The organism is Jatrophihabitans sp. (genome assembly GCA_036399055.1).
Classification (GTDB): domain Bacteria; phylum Actinomycetota; class Actinomycetes; order Mycobacteriales; family Jatrophihabitantaceae; genus Jatrophihabitans_A.
Map to the genome: position 1 here is coordinate 39399 of DASWNX010000033.1, position 11889 is coordinate 51287.

The 11889-nt window shown below is 67.9% G+C and carries 14 protein-coding genes; 9 read left to right on the forward strand and 5 right to left on the reverse strand.

What is annotated here, in order from left to right:
• Positions 1–43 precede the first annotated feature (43 nt).
• The 3 genes from VGB75_14880 to VGB75_14890 are packed head-to-tail and all read right to left on the reverse strand — an operon-like array spanning position 44 to position 3269.
• A complete protein-coding gene (locus VGB75_14880; GenBank protein HEY0168324.1) occupies positions 44–1420 on the reverse strand; it encodes a trehalase family glycosidase in 1377 nt (458 codons plus the stop codon).
• Positions 1417–2217 (reverse strand): sugar phosphate isomerase/epimerase family protein, encoded by an 801-nt coding sequence (locus VGB75_14885; protein HEY0168325.1) that lies wholly within the window; start codon positions 2215–2217, stop codon positions 1417–1419. Before VGB75_14885 ends, VGB75_14880 begins: the two co-directional genes overlap by 4 nt.
• Positions 2214–3269 carry a zinc-binding alcohol dehydrogenase gene (locus VGB75_14890; GenBank protein ID HEY0168326.1) on the reverse strand — a complete coding sequence of 352 codons (1056 nt, stop codon included), beginning with the start codon at positions 3267–3269 and terminating at the stop codon, positions 2214–2216. The genes VGB75_14885 and VGB75_14890 overlap by 4 nt, the downstream gene beginning before the upstream one ends.
• Before the next feature lie 110 nt (positions 3270–3379).
• Here VGB75_14890 and VGB75_14895 point away from each other — a divergent pair, with 110 nt between their 5' ends.
• The 5 genes from VGB75_14895 (at position 3380) to VGB75_14915 (ending at position 8955) form a co-directional block, all read left to right on the forward strand.
• Positions 3380–4300, forward strand: coding sequence for a sugar phosphate isomerase/epimerase (locus VGB75_14895; GenBank protein ID HEY0168327.1), 921 nt, complete (start codon positions 3380–3382; stop codon positions 4298–4300).
• Positions 4301–4333: 33 nt separating this feature from the next.
• Positions 4334–5728: an extracellular solute-binding protein gene (locus tag VGB75_14900; GenBank protein HEY0168328.1), complete on the forward strand. Its 1395-nt coding sequence runs from the start codon at positions 4334–4336 to the stop codon at positions 5726–5728.
• 73 nt (positions 5729–5801) lie between these two features.
• Positions 5802–6782, forward strand: coding sequence for a sugar ABC transporter permease (locus tag VGB75_14905; protein HEY0168329.1), 981 nt, complete (start codon positions 5802–5804; stop codon positions 6780–6782).
• On the forward strand, positions 6779–7738 hold the full coding sequence (locus VGB75_14910; GenBank protein HEY0168330.1) for a carbohydrate ABC transporter permease: 960 nt from the start codon (positions 6779–6781) through the stop codon (positions 7736–7738). Before VGB75_14905 ends, VGB75_14910 begins: the two co-directional genes overlap by 4 nt.
• Positions 7739–7755: 17 nt before the next feature.
• Complete coding sequence (locus VGB75_14915) at positions 7756–8955, forward strand: ROK family protein (GenBank protein HEY0168331.1); 1200 nt, start codon at positions 7756–7758, stop codon at positions 8953–8955.
• Here VGB75_14915 and VGB75_14920 read toward each other — a convergent pair.
• On the reverse strand, positions 8936–9271 hold the full coding sequence (locus tag VGB75_14920) for a hypothetical protein (GenBank protein ID HEY0168332.1): 336 nt from the start codon (positions 9269–9271) through the stop codon (positions 8936–8938). The two genes, VGB75_14915 and VGB75_14920, sit on opposite strands and share 20 nt — an antisense overlap.
• A 100-nt stretch (positions 9272–9371) precedes the next feature.
• On the opposite strand from VGB75_14920, the gene VGB75_14925 reads away from it, so the two are divergent.
• Positions 9372–9575 carry a DUF2945 domain-containing protein gene (locus VGB75_14925; protein HEY0168333.1) on the forward strand — a complete coding sequence of 68 codons (204 nt, stop codon included), beginning with the start codon at positions 9372–9374 and terminating at the stop codon, positions 9573–9575.
• A 155-nt stretch (positions 9576–9730) separates the two neighbouring features.
• A complete protein-coding gene (locus tag VGB75_14930) occupies positions 9731–10525 on the forward strand; it encodes an MIP/aquaporin family protein (GenBank protein ID HEY0168334.1) in 795 nt (264 codons plus the stop codon).
• A 60-nt stretch (positions 10526–10585) separates the two neighbouring features.
• Here the strand turns inward: VGB75_14930 and VGB75_14935 are convergent, their stop codons facing one another.
• Entirely contained in the window at positions 10586–11050 is a 465-nt protein-coding gene (locus tag VGB75_14935) for an ArsI/CadI family heavy metal resistance metalloenzyme (GenBank protein ID HEY0168335.1), read from the reverse strand.
• Positions 11051–11129: 79 nt separating this feature from the next.
• Between VGB75_14935 and VGB75_14940 the strand changes: the two genes are divergently transcribed.
• Positions 11130–11486, forward strand: coding sequence for a metalloregulator ArsR/SmtB family transcription factor (locus VGB75_14940; GenBank protein ID HEY0168336.1), 357 nt, complete (start codon positions 11130–11132; stop codon positions 11484–11486).
• Positions 11483–11881, forward strand: coding sequence for an arsenate reductase ArsC (locus tag VGB75_14945; GenBank protein ID HEY0168337.1), 399 nt, complete (start codon positions 11483–11485; stop codon positions 11879–11881). The genes VGB75_14940 and VGB75_14945 overlap by 4 nt, the downstream gene beginning before the upstream one ends.
• Positions 11882–11889: the final 8 nt, after the last annotated feature.

Here is an 11889-nt window from a genome sequence, read left to right on the forward strand (position 1 = left end):
ACGAGGGCCGTCCTGCGCTCACGCGCCGGGCGGCCCTTTCGCTTCACCTCGTGTCAGAGGCTCCTGCCGGTGAGCCCACCTCGTCCGAGGCAGGCGCCGCCGGTCGCCCGGCGGCGCCAGACTGCGCGTGGTGCAGGAAGTCCAGGGTGAGCGCGGCGCTCCAGCTGAAGTCCTGCGCGCCCAGCCCGTCCCCGCTGATCGGATCGAAGTACTCCCGAAAGCCGCCGCGAGCCACCAGAGCCAGGCTCGACTCCGCGACCCGGTCGGCCAACTCGGTGGCGCCGGCCTGGCAGGCGGCGTGCCAGACCAGCCAGTTGGTGTTGATCCAGGTCGGACCCCGCCAGTACCGGCGACGGTCGAAGTGCGGCGAGGCCAACGAGGTGCTGGGCAGCGGGTAATCGCAGCCGCCGAGGAACTCCGGCGACCAGGCCAGGTCCAGGACTGCCTGCCTGACCCGCGGGCTCAGCCACGGGTCCAGCAGCGGCACCAGCGAACTGACGGTCGCGACCTGTGACAGGGCCGCGGTCCGGACGTCGCGCGCGGCGAACCGGGAATTGCCCGCGTCCCATAGGCGGGCCGTCATGGCGTGGTGCAGGCGCTGCGCGGCCTCGCGGTGCGGCGCCGGGTCCGCGCCCAGGATCTCGGCCAGACGCGCGCAGCACAGCTCCGCGTCGAGCAGCAAGGCGTTGAACAGCGGATCCTCCACGACGAAGCCATGCTCGCCCAGATTGGCATCGGCGTAGCCGGCGTCCCGGTACTGGGTGGCCAGCTGAACGTAGGCCAGGTAGTCGGCGTCGGTCGGCCGGTGGCCGGCGTCGACGTGGGAGAGGTCTCGTCGCTGGAACGGCGCGTCCCCAGCAGGCTCGCCGCCGTGGCGCAGCATGCCGTCCCACATCGGGCTGTTGTCCAGGCCCGACTCCCACGGGTGCACGATGGCCACCAGCCCGGCGCCGCCGAGGTCGCGCTGCTCATACAGGTAGTTGTGCCACGCACACAGCCGCGGATAGGTCTTGCGCAGGAACTCCCATGCCTCGTCGGAGCCCTCCTCGGCCAGGTAGGCGGCCAGCACCGCCCGGGCGTGCACCGGCGGCTGGACGATGCCCGACGTCGCGGCCGCGGGCGCGCCGGGGGCGGCCGCGCTGCGCCAGAAGGCCGGGCCCGGAAAGTAAGCCTCGGGATCGGTGGCGGCGTCGAAGACGATCTGCGGAACCAGCCCGGAGCTCCACTGCCCGAGAAAGAGCGAGCGCAGTTCCTGCCTGGCCCGACCGGCGTCCACTCGGGCCAGACCGATGCTGATGAAGGCCGAATCCCAGCTCCACTGATGCGGGTACTGATCGCGCGAGGGAAGCGTCGCCGTTCCGGACCAGTTCGCCCGCAGCACCGCGGCGGCCGCGGCCTCAAGCTCGGCCGAACCGCTCACCGGCGCTCGGTCGAACGCAGGAAGGCGGCCGCGGCCGGTATCACTTGCTCAGCCGGCCCGCTGAGCCTGCTCTCCAACGCGTAGTAACCGTCGTAGCCGAGCTCGGTCAGGGTAGCGATCGCCGGCGCCCAGTCCAGGTGCCCGGCGCCGGGCTCGAGACGGTTGGAATCGCTCACCTGCAGGTGGCCGAGGTGGGAGAAAGCGGCGCGCAGCGACGCGCTGATGTCGGTCTCCTCGATATCCATGTGGAAGAAGTCAGCCACCACCTTGATCGCCGGGCAGCCGATCTCCTCGATGAGCGAGACGGCGTCCTGCAACCGGTTGACCATGTGGTCCTCGTAGCGATTCAACGGTTCCAGATAGAGCTCCACGCCCTCTCGCTGCGCGTGACTGCCCAGCGTGCTCAGCGATTCGACAAGCACCTTGCGGTCCTCCTCGGCTGTGCGAGGCGGGGTGAACGGCGGCAGCCGGTAGCTGAACATCCCCCAGGACGCCGGTGTCATGGCGCCGCGGCCGCCGATCTCAGCGATCACGCTCAGCTGTGAGGTCATGTTCTTGACCGCGTCGGCCCGCAGCTCGGCGTCGAAGGCCCCGATGAAGTGAGCCATCTCGACGCAGACGGTGGGCATCTGCACCCCGCAGCGCCGGGCGCGCCGCAGCTCGGGCAGCCGATCACGGAAGGACAGATTGCCCTTGCCGCGCAACTCGATCGCGTCCCAGCCGTTGTCTTGCGCCCACTCGAACTTCTCCTCGAGGGTGACGCCCGGCAGCAGTTGCTCCTGGCAGGCGAGCCTCATATGGCCTTCGGGTTGAAGTCGAGGACGACCTGCAAGACCTCGGGGTTGCTCGCGATGAGCTCGAAGGCCTGGCTCACCTCGGCTGCCGGCAGCACCCGGCTCACCAGCGGCAGCGGGTCGACGCGCCCGTCGGCTACCAGCCGCATGAACCCGCGGTGCAGCCGTTGCCTGCTCCAGCGGCGCTCGTAGCGCGCGGCCGACCCCGAGATCTGAGACGACACAAGCTCGATGCGGTTGTGATGGAACTCCTCGCCCAACCGCAGCGCGGTGGCATCCCCCTGGTAGAAGCCGGCGGCGATCACCCGCCCGCTGTACCCGCAGGTGCGAATGGCTTCTTGCAGGGCCGGATACGAGCCGCTCAACTCGATGCAGACGTCGGCGCCGAGCCCGCCGGTCACGTTCCGGACCGCCGCGGCGGGCGAGTCGGCGGCCAGCAGCGTGTGCCGGGCGCCGAGCTCGCGGCTGAGCCGCAGCCGGTCGGGCTCGAGGTCGACCGCGACGACGTCCACGCCGCTGAGGGCGAGCAGCCTGGTGGCCAGCAGCCCGATGACGCCCTGGCCGAACACCGCCACGGTCTCGCCCACGTGCACGTCGGCGTCGATCACCGCGTTCAACGCCACGGCTCCGACCCTGGCGAACACGCCTACCAGCGGGTCGATGGCAGCCGGCAATTTCTGGGCCGCCGCGTCCAGCCCGAGCATGACGCCGTCGCTGCGGTGCCCCCAGACCCCCCAGACGATGTCTCCCACCTCGACGCCGTCGGTGTCGGCGCCCACCTCGACGACCTCACCAACCTCTTCATAGCCCGCGCCGACGACCGGGTACTTGATGGAGGGCGCGCCGTCGAGGAACAGCTGGCTGTCGGCGTCCCATCTGCGATGCAGATGCGGGTTGGACCCGGTGTAAGTGGCCATCTCCGTTCCCGAGGAGATCCCCGAGTAACGGGTGCGCAACCGGACCTGGTCCGGCGCCGGCGTCAGCGGCGCGGTGGGATGCAGGTCCACAGACCTGGCGCCGAGGAACCGGACTACCTCGGCGGGGGGTTCGGTCATCGCTCCAGTCAACGTTCCCACTTAAGTCTTGTCAACCGACCAAAGTAAGGCTTCAATCATGCAGAACTGATTCCTGCGAGAGATCGCGTCGAGGCGACTGGACGTCAACTGTGAAGCTCGGATTCCTCACCGCCTGCCTGCCGGACTGGGAGTTGGACAAGATCGCCGACTGGGCCCAGGCCAGCGGCTTCCAGGCGCTGGAGGTGTCGGCCTGGCCAGCGATCGATGACCGGCCCTTCACCGCCGCGCACATCGCGGTCGAGCAGTTGAGCCCCGAGCAGGCCACCGACCTTCGTGGCCGGCTCGACGAGCGTGGCCTGGTCATCTCCAGCCTCGCCTACTACGAGAACAACCTGCACTGCGATCCGGAGTCCCGAGCCGCCGTCAACGCCCATGTGCGCGCCTGCGTCGACGCCGCGGCGCTGCTGTCGACGCCCACGGTGGGCACGTTCGTCGGTCGGGACATCACGAAGTCGGTGGCGCAGAACCTGCGCGAGGGCGAGGTGGTGCTGCCACCGCTGGTCGAGTACGCCGCCGAACGCGGCGTGCGACTCGTCGTGGAGAACTGCCCGATGCAGGGGTGGCACCCCGACGCCTACCCGGCCAATCTGGCGTACTCGCCGGAGCTGTGGGACTGGATGATCGGACTCGGCTTCTACCTCAACTACGACCCCTCCCATCTCGTCGGGCTGGGCATCGACCCGGTCACCGTGCTGCGCGGCCACGTGGGCAAGGTGGCCCACGTGCAAGCCAAGGACATCGAGGTGCTGCCCGGCGCGATCAACCGCTACAGCTTCTTCGGCAAGACCCTCGAGCGCGAGGGCCCCTGGGACCACACGTGGTGGCGGTTCCGGATGCCTGGCCTCGGCGAGGTGAACTGGAGCCGGATCATCGACGTCCTCTACGAGGGCGGCTATGACGGCGTGGTCTCCATCGAGCACGAGGACCCGATCTGGCGCGGCGCCGATGACCGGATCCTGAACGGACTGAAGATCGCTCAGCGCACGCTCGCGCCACTGCTCACGGCCTGACCAATCGCACGGGGACAAGTCGAAGGGAAACCAATGAAACCACAAGCGTTCGTGGCTGCCGCGGCGATCGTGCTCGGCGTCACCAGCATCGTCGCGTGCTCGTCCTCGGAGTCCTCCACGGGCAAGGACGGGGCCAAGCAGCTCACCGTCTGGAGCGAGGAGAACGACGCCGACCGCGTCAAGGCCACCCAGGCGCTGGCCGCGAAGTTCACCGCTGCCACCGGCGTCAATGTCAAGATCGTCGGCATCGACGAGCAGCAGTTCCAGCAGCTCATCACCTCAGGGGCCGCAGCCGGCAAGCTCCCCGATGTGATCGGCGCGCTCCCGCTGGCCGGTGTGCAATACATGGCCAGCAACGACCTGGTGAACACCGACGCAGCGCAACAGGTGCTGCAGAACCTGGACACCAAGACCTTCAACGCCAACGCCGTCAGCCTCACCCAGTACAAGGGAAAGCAGGCGGCGGTTCCCAGCGACGCCTGGGTGCAAATGCTCATCTACCGCAAGGACCTCTTCGACAAGGCCGGCCTTGCCGCGCCCAGCAGCTTCGCTGCCATCCAGACCGCGGCGCAGAAGCTGAACAGCCCGCAGCTGGCCGGCATCTCGATGGCGACCGTGCCGAACGACTCGTTCACCCAGCAGAGCTTCGAGTACTTCGCACTGGCCAACGGCTGCCAGATGGTCGATGACAGCGGCAAGATCACCCTCGACAGCCCGGCCTGCGTCGACACGTTCACCACCTACTCAGACCTGATCAAGAACACCTCGGTACGCGGAAATCAGGATGTCGACACCACCCGAGCGACTTACCTCGCCGGAAAGTCGGCGATGTTCGTGTGGTCCTCCTTCGTCCTCGACGAGATGGCCGGACTGCGCGACGACGCGCTCCCCACCTGCCCGGAGTGCAAATCCGACCCGGCATTCCTCGCCAAGAACAGCGGCATCGTCACCTCGCTGCAGGGCGCAGGCCAGGCCAAGCCGGCGCAGTTCGGCGAGATCGGGTCCTGGACGATCACCAAGTCCGCCAATGCGGAGGCCGCCGGAAAGTTCGTCGAGTTCATGCTCAACGACGGCTACCAGGGTTGGCTCGGGCTGTCTCCTGAGGGGAAGTTCCCGGTGCGGCAGGGCAGCTCCGCGGAGCCGAAGAAGTTCGTTGACGCCTGGGCCGCGCTGCAGACAGGTGTGGACCGCAAGGCCCCGCTGTCCCAGTTCTATCCCCGCGACGTGCTGGACGCTCTGAAGAACAGCCCTGCGGCCATCGCTCGCTGGGCGCTGCCGCAGGGTCAGGGCGCCTTGCTCGGCGCGACTCTTGGGCCGCTGCCCGTTCCGAAGGCGGTCAACGCCGCGGCCAATGGCGGCGTCTCGGGTGAGCAGGCCGCCAAGCAGGCGCAGCAGGCGGTCCAGAAGCTGCAGTCCTCGCTGAAGTGATGTCCCGATACCGCAGCGCGGGCCGCCTCCGGATCGGCGGCCCGCGGCGTGGACTGTCGCAAGGAGCAGCCGCATGACGAGCACGGCCTCCACCTCGGCACGCCGGGGCCGGACCCGCAGCCTGGCCCAGCAGGAGTCTCGCGCCGGGCTCGCCTTGATCTTTCCCACCGTGGTGATCATCTTCGTCGTCGTGATCGTCCCGGTGCTCTGGACCGTGATGCTGGCATTTCAGGACATCCGGTTGCTCAACATCCGCACCGCCGGCATTTTCAGCTCCTACACCCTGGACAACGTCAAAGACGTCCTGAGCTCGCCGGACCTGCGGCGATCCCTGATCAACACCCTCGTGTACACGGTCGGGGGGACCGCCACCTCGATCAGCCTCGGGATGGTCGCAGCGCTGGCCGTGCGAACGCCCTTTCGCGGCAGGACGATCGTGCGCGGGGTCATGCTGTTGCCCTACGTGGCGCCAGTGGTAGCGGCCACGTTCGTCTGGCAGATCATGCTGGACCCGCAATTCGGCATCGTCAACCACGCCGGTGTCAACATCCTCGGCTGGAACCAGGCGATTCCGTTCCTGTCCGAGCAGACCGGTCAGCTGTCGATTCTCGGATGGCAGCTCACGGTGCCGACAGCGCTGGTCACCGTGATCGCCTTCGAGGCGTGGCGCTACTTTCCGTTCGCCTTCCTCTTCATCCTGGCTCGTATCCAGGCGATGCCAGGTGAGCTGGAGGAGGCAGCCCGGGTGGACGGCGCCACGCCGACCCAGCGCTTCCGCCACATCATCTGGCCACAGCTGCAACCGGTGATCGCGATGCTCGCGGTATTGCGGTTCATCTGGTCCTTCAACAAGTTCGACGACGTCTACCTGCTGACCGGCGGCGGCGCCGGCACCGAGGTGGTCAGCGTACGGGTGTACCAGCTGTTGACAGCCCAAGCCGACGTCGGCGGCGCCGCGGCCCAGGCGACGGTGCTCGCCGTGATCCTGGCGATCTGCCTGACCGGGTACTTCCTCTTCTTCGGCCGCAACCAGAAGCCGGGGGCCTCAGAGTGACCGGCGCCCGTGCGATTCCCGAGCAGCAGGACCGCCGAGTCGAGCGCGTCACCCCGGATCGGCGCCGGCGCGGGAAGCCGCCGTTCCAGTGGACCCGTGACAACGTCGAGACCTCGGTCCTTCGGGTGCTGCGCTGGCTCGTCATCGCCGGGTTCGTCCTTGCGTGCCTGTTCCCCTTCTACTACATGGTGTTGCTGTCACTGCGCAGCATCCAGCAGCTGCTGCTGGAGCCGGGACGGTTACTGCCCTCACGCGAGGAGCTGACCCTCTCGACCTACACCGCGGTGCTGAAGTCCGTCGACTCCGGCGGCCAGGGCTTTGTGACGTTGATGAGGAACAGCGGCCTGATCTCGGTGCTGACCGTGCTGGTGACCCTGGCTGTCTCCATCCCGGGCTCCTACGCCGTCAGCCGGTTGCGCTTCACCGGCCGGCGACAGGTTCATTTCCTGTTCCTCGCCGTGTACCTGTTCCCCAGCATCGTCCTGGCGATTCCGTTGTTCGTGCTTTTCACCCGCATCGGCCTGCGCGGCAGCCTGGCAGGACTGGTGATCGTCTATATCTCCCAGACCGTGCCGGTCGCGGTGTACATGCTGCGCAACTACTTCGAGACGATTCCGGCTAGCTTGGAGGAAGCGGCCGCGGTGGACGGCTGCAGCCGGATGCGGATCTTGTGGAGCGTGTCGCTGCCGCTGGCCAAGCCCGCGATCATGGCGACCTCGCTCTACGTGTTCATGATCGCCTGGAACGAATACCTGTTCGCGCTGCTGTTCCTGGTCGAGGACCGCTCCCGGTGGACGGTGTCACTCGGCCTGGCGCAACTGTCGGGCAGCATCGAGATACCGACGACAGTGCTGATGGCCGGCTCGGTGATCCTCACACTGCCTATCCTCATATTGTTCTTCTTCTCCGAGCGGTTGCTCACCGAAGGCCTGACGGCCGGAGCGGAAAAGGGCTAGAAACCGAAGGGCGGCACATGGCAGAGGATCAGGAGGCTGAGGGCGCCGGGCTGCCCAACTCCGCCGGCGCCATCTTTCAGCTCTTCCGCGCCGGAACCGTGCGCACCAGAGGAGAGCTGATATCCCACAGCGGCCTGGCCCGTTCGACGGTGACCAGCCGGGTCGACGCGCTGCTGGGCGCCGGCTTGCTGCGCGAGGCCGGTGAGAACCTGTCCACCGGCGGCCGGCCGCCCAAGACCCTCGTCCCGAATTTCGAGGCGATGACGATCCTCGCCGCCGACCTGGGCGCCACCCACGGCAGGATCGCCGTGCTGGACGGCGCCGGCCGCGTCATCGCCGACACCGCGCTGGAGTCCCGGATCGACGCCGGCCCCGCCGCGGTGCTCACTCGCCTGGTCGCCCAGTGGAAGCGGACGCTGCACAAGACCGGACGCCAGGCCTCCTCGCTGTGCGGCATCGGGGTGGGGCTGCCCGGACCTGTGAACGCCGAGACCGGAAGGCTCGTTCAGCCGCCGCTGATGCCGGGCTGGCATGACTACCCGATCATCGAGTACCTGGCCAAGCGCTTCGACGTGCCGGCGTTCATCGAGAACGACGCCAACCTGATGGCCTTGGGTGAGGCCCAGCTGGCGCATCCCAACCAACCGTCGCTGCTGCTGGTCAAGGTGGCGACGGGAATCGGCGCCGGCCTGATCGTGGGCGGGCAGATCTACAGCGGGGCCGCCGGCGGCGCGGGCGACATCGGCCACGTCAAGGTTCCCGCCGCCGCGGGCCTGCGCTGCTCCTGCGGCGCCGAGGGCTGCCTCGCCGCTGTCTCCAGCGGCGCGGCTCTGGTACGCCAGCTGGCAGCCGCGGGACATGGCGTGCAGAGCAGCCGGGACGTCGCCCGGCTGGTCCAGCTCGGTGACCCCGAAGCGGTGGCGCTCACCCGCAAAGCGGGCCAGACCCTGGGCGAGGTGATCGCCACCGCGGTCAGCCTGCTCAACCCGTCGGCGCTGATTCTGGGCGGCGACCTGTCGCTGACCGATGACCACTACCTCAGCGGCCTGCGAGAGGTCCTCTACCAGCGAAGCCAGCCGCTGGCGATCCGGAACCTGCTGGTCGCCACCAGCCAGCTCGGTGACGAAGCCGGCATCACCGGCGCGGCCGCCCTGGTGCGTCAGCAGGTCTTCTCCGCTGCGGCGGTGGATCGCGCGCTCAGCCGACCGAGTCGCTGAGACTGTCCCGACTGCCGTCCGGCGTGCCATCGCTGTCCGGCTCACCCTCGGCAGCCCATGTCATCTGGTATCGGAGCACCGTGGGACTGAACTCGACGCCGGCCGCCACCGCCTGCTCTGCCGTCAGCAGGTCGGTGTCCGGGTCGCCGTCCGGGTGGCCCAACATCGCCTCTTCGGTGTCTATGGTCTGCGGCTCGGCGGTGTAGCCGAGCTCAGCCGCCGCGACCCGACCGGAGTGCAGCGTCGATTCGAGGATGGACAGGTCGCCGGTGAACGGCACGGTTCCCTGGTAGGTCCAGGTCGGTAGATGCGTCATGACGACACTCTCTCACTTCCAGCCACCTCGTTCACCTCAGCGCCACCCGCTGCTCGAGACATCCTGGTCGAGCGGCTCCGCCGGCTTGTACGGTGAGAAGATGGCGATCAGCAAGGGTGACAAGGTCACGTGGAACACCTCGCAGGGCCTCACTCACGGCCACGCCGTGGAGAAGAAGACGGCGCCGTTCAGTCACGCCGATCAGAAGTTCAACGCCTCGCCGGACGAGCCGTACTGGATCGTCGAGTCGGACAAGTCCGGGGCCAAGGCAGCGCACAAGGAGTCCTCGCTCAACCCCGGCTGACCGGCTCAGGCCGCCGGCCAACCTCGGCTCTAGCCGTAGTCAGCACCAAGCAGGCGCCCAGAGACTGCGCCTACCAGGCCGCCCGCCTCACCTTCGCTCATCAGCGCCCCAGCCCGCCGCCAAGCGTGCGGAGCCGCGCCGGGAAGATGACCACCATGACCAACGACCTGCCGCCGACCGTAGGCCGCCTCGCCCCATTGGGCCGCCGGTTGTTCGCGGAGTTCCTCGGCACCGGGCTACTCGTCGCGGTGGTCGTCGGTTCCGGCATCGCCGCCCAACAGCTGTCACCTGAGGACATCGGCCTGCAGTTACTGGAAAACAGCACCGCCACTGTGTTCGGGCTGGCAGCGTTGATCCTGATGCTCGGCCCCGTCTCCGGAGCGCACTTCAACCCGGTGGTGTCGTTGGCAGACTGGTTCCTCGGGCGCCACACAGAAGCCGGCCTCAGTGTTCGGGACGTGGCCGCCTACATCGCCGTCCAGTGTGTGGGCGGTGTCGGCGGGGCGCTGCTGGCTAATGCGATGTTCGGCGTGGGCACCCATATCTCCACCAAGCACCGAGCAACGGGTGGCCACCTGCTCGGCGAGGCCGTCGCCACTGCCGGATTGCTGTTGCTCATCTTCGCCCTCGCACGCACCCAGCGAGGCGCTCTGGCAGCGCCGGCCGTCGGCGCCTACCTCGGCGCCGCGTACTGGTTCACCAGCTCCACCAGCTTCGCCAATCCCGCGGTCACCATCGGGCGAGTCTTCTCCGACACTTTCGCCGGCATCGCGCCTTCTTCGGCGCCAGGGTTCATCGGCATGCAACTTCTCGGCCTGATCGCCGGAATAGTGATCGTGCTGATTCTCTACCCCAGTGCCGGTGACCAAGCCGACGATGTCGTCATCCCACACCGAGACACCGACAGGGGTGCGCATCCCGAGTCGCTGGACCGAACACCGCCTTCCTGACCTGCCGCTGTCCCTCGGCCGGCTGCGCTTTGTAACCGCAGCCGGCTTGGGCGCCGGTGGCTAGCAGCAGGCGCCAGAAGCCGCGGGCTCGGCCTGCGCGCCGATCTCGGCTCCGCAGCACGTGCTGCCGGCTTCGGCCGGCTCGGCGGAGAAGGTCTGGCTGTCGGCCAGCACCGTGTACACCTCCCAACGTTCACCGTTGGGCGCGCCTTCGACCCAGAACTTGTCCTGCTTGGCGTAGCAGCAGGTGGCGCCGCGTTCGTCGATCGAGGTCAGGCCGGCTCTGCCGAGGCGGGTCTGCTCGGAATCGACGGTGTCGATGTCGGGGACCTCGACACCCAGGTGGTTGATGCTGCCGCCCTGGCCGGGGTGCTCCAGCAGGACGAGTTTCAGCGGCGGCTCGGCCACGGCGAAATTGGCGTAGCCGGGGCGGATCTTCGCAGGCTCGGTGTTGAACAGCTTGGCGTAGAAGGCGATCGACTCGTCGAGGTTGTCGACGTTGATGGCCAGTTGGATGCGGGACATGCTTGCCTCCGAGATTTAGATGGGCGTCTATGTCTTGGTCAAGGTTGCCTGAGACATAGACAGCTGTCAATATAGATCTATGTCGAAGTCTTTGCTTCCGTTGCTGACCCCGGCGAGCCCGGTCGCGTGCTGCAGTCCGCTGGCGCAGGAGCCGTTGTCCGCCGAGCAGGCGGAGCAGGTGGTCCCGCTGTTGAAAGCGCTGGCCGACCCGGTGCGGCTGCGGCTGATGTCGCTGGTGGCCTCCCGGGAGGGCGGTGAGGCCTGCGTCTGCGACCTGGCCGATGCCTTCGACCTGTCACAGCCCACGATCAGCCACCACCTGAAGGTGCTGCACCAAACCGGCCTGCTGGATCGGGAGAAGCGGGGGGTCTGGGTCTACTACCGGGCGCGCACGGACGCCTTGGCTGAGCTGGGCGCGCTGATCGGCCAGTCATGATCATCAAGCCCAGTGTCCTGTTCGTGTGCGTGCACAATGCCGGACGCTCCCAGATGGCCGCCGGCTGGCTCATGCACCTGGCGGGCGACCGGATCGAGGTTCGCTCGGCGGGTTCTCAACCGGCCGAGCAGATCAATCCGATTGCCGTGCAGGCTATGAGCGAGGTGGGAATCGACATCACCACCGAGCAGCCCAAGCTGCTCACCGTCGGCGCCGTACGCGACTGCGACGTCGTCATCACCATGGGCTGTGGCGACACCTGCCCTGTCCTTCCGGGCAAACGCTACGAGGACTGGGAACTCGAAGACCCCGCCGGCAAGGACATCACCGTGGTACGGCGCGTGCGAGACGACATCCGTGATCGGATCGAAGCGCTTGCCGCCGAGCTTGGCTGACGGTGCTT

Excerpts from the sequence above, each read along its gene's own strand:
- VGB75_14885 (HEY0168325.1), bottom strand. The coding sequence starts at position 2,217 with ATGAGGCTCGCCTGCCAGGAGCAACTGCTGCCGGGCGTCACCCTCGAG.
- VGB75_14890 (HEY0168326.1), bottom strand. The coding sequence starts at position 3,269 with ATGACCGAACCCCCCGCCGAGGTAGTCCGGTTCCTCGGCGCCAGGTCT.
- VGB75_14900 (HEY0168328.1), top strand. The coding sequence starts at position 4,334 with ATGAAACCACAAGCGTTCGTGGCTGCCGCGGCGATCGTGCTCGGCGTC.
- VGB75_14905 (HEY0168329.1), top strand. The coding sequence starts at position 5,802 with ATGACGAGCACGGCCTCCACCTCGGCACGCCGGGGCCGGACCCGCAGC.
- VGB75_14915 (HEY0168331.1), top strand. The coding sequence starts at position 7,756 with ATGGCAGAGGATCAGGAGGCTGAGGGCGCCGGGCTGCCCAACTCCGCC.
- VGB75_14920 (HEY0168332.1), bottom strand. The coding sequence starts at position 9,271 with ATGACGCATCTACCGACCTGGACCTACCAGGGAACCGTGCCGTTCACC.
- VGB75_14925 (HEY0168333.1), top strand. The coding sequence starts at position 9,372 with ATGGCGATCAGCAAGGGTGACAAGGTCACGTGGAACACCTCGCAGGGC.
- VGB75_14930 (HEY0168334.1), top strand. The coding sequence starts at position 9,731 with ATGACCAACGACCTGCCGCCGACCGTAGGCCGCCTCGCCCCATTGGGC.
- VGB75_14935 (HEY0168335.1), bottom strand. The coding sequence starts at position 11,050 with ATGTCCCGCATCCAACTGGCCATCAACGTCGACAACCTCGACGAGTCG.
- VGB75_14940 (HEY0168336.1), top strand. The coding sequence starts at position 11,130 with ATGTCGAAGTCTTTGCTTCCGTTGCTGACCCCGGCGAGCCCGGTCGCG.
- VGB75_14945 (HEY0168337.1), top strand. The coding sequence starts at position 11,483 with ATGATCATCAAGCCCAGTGTCCTGTTCGTGTGCGTGCACAATGCCGGA.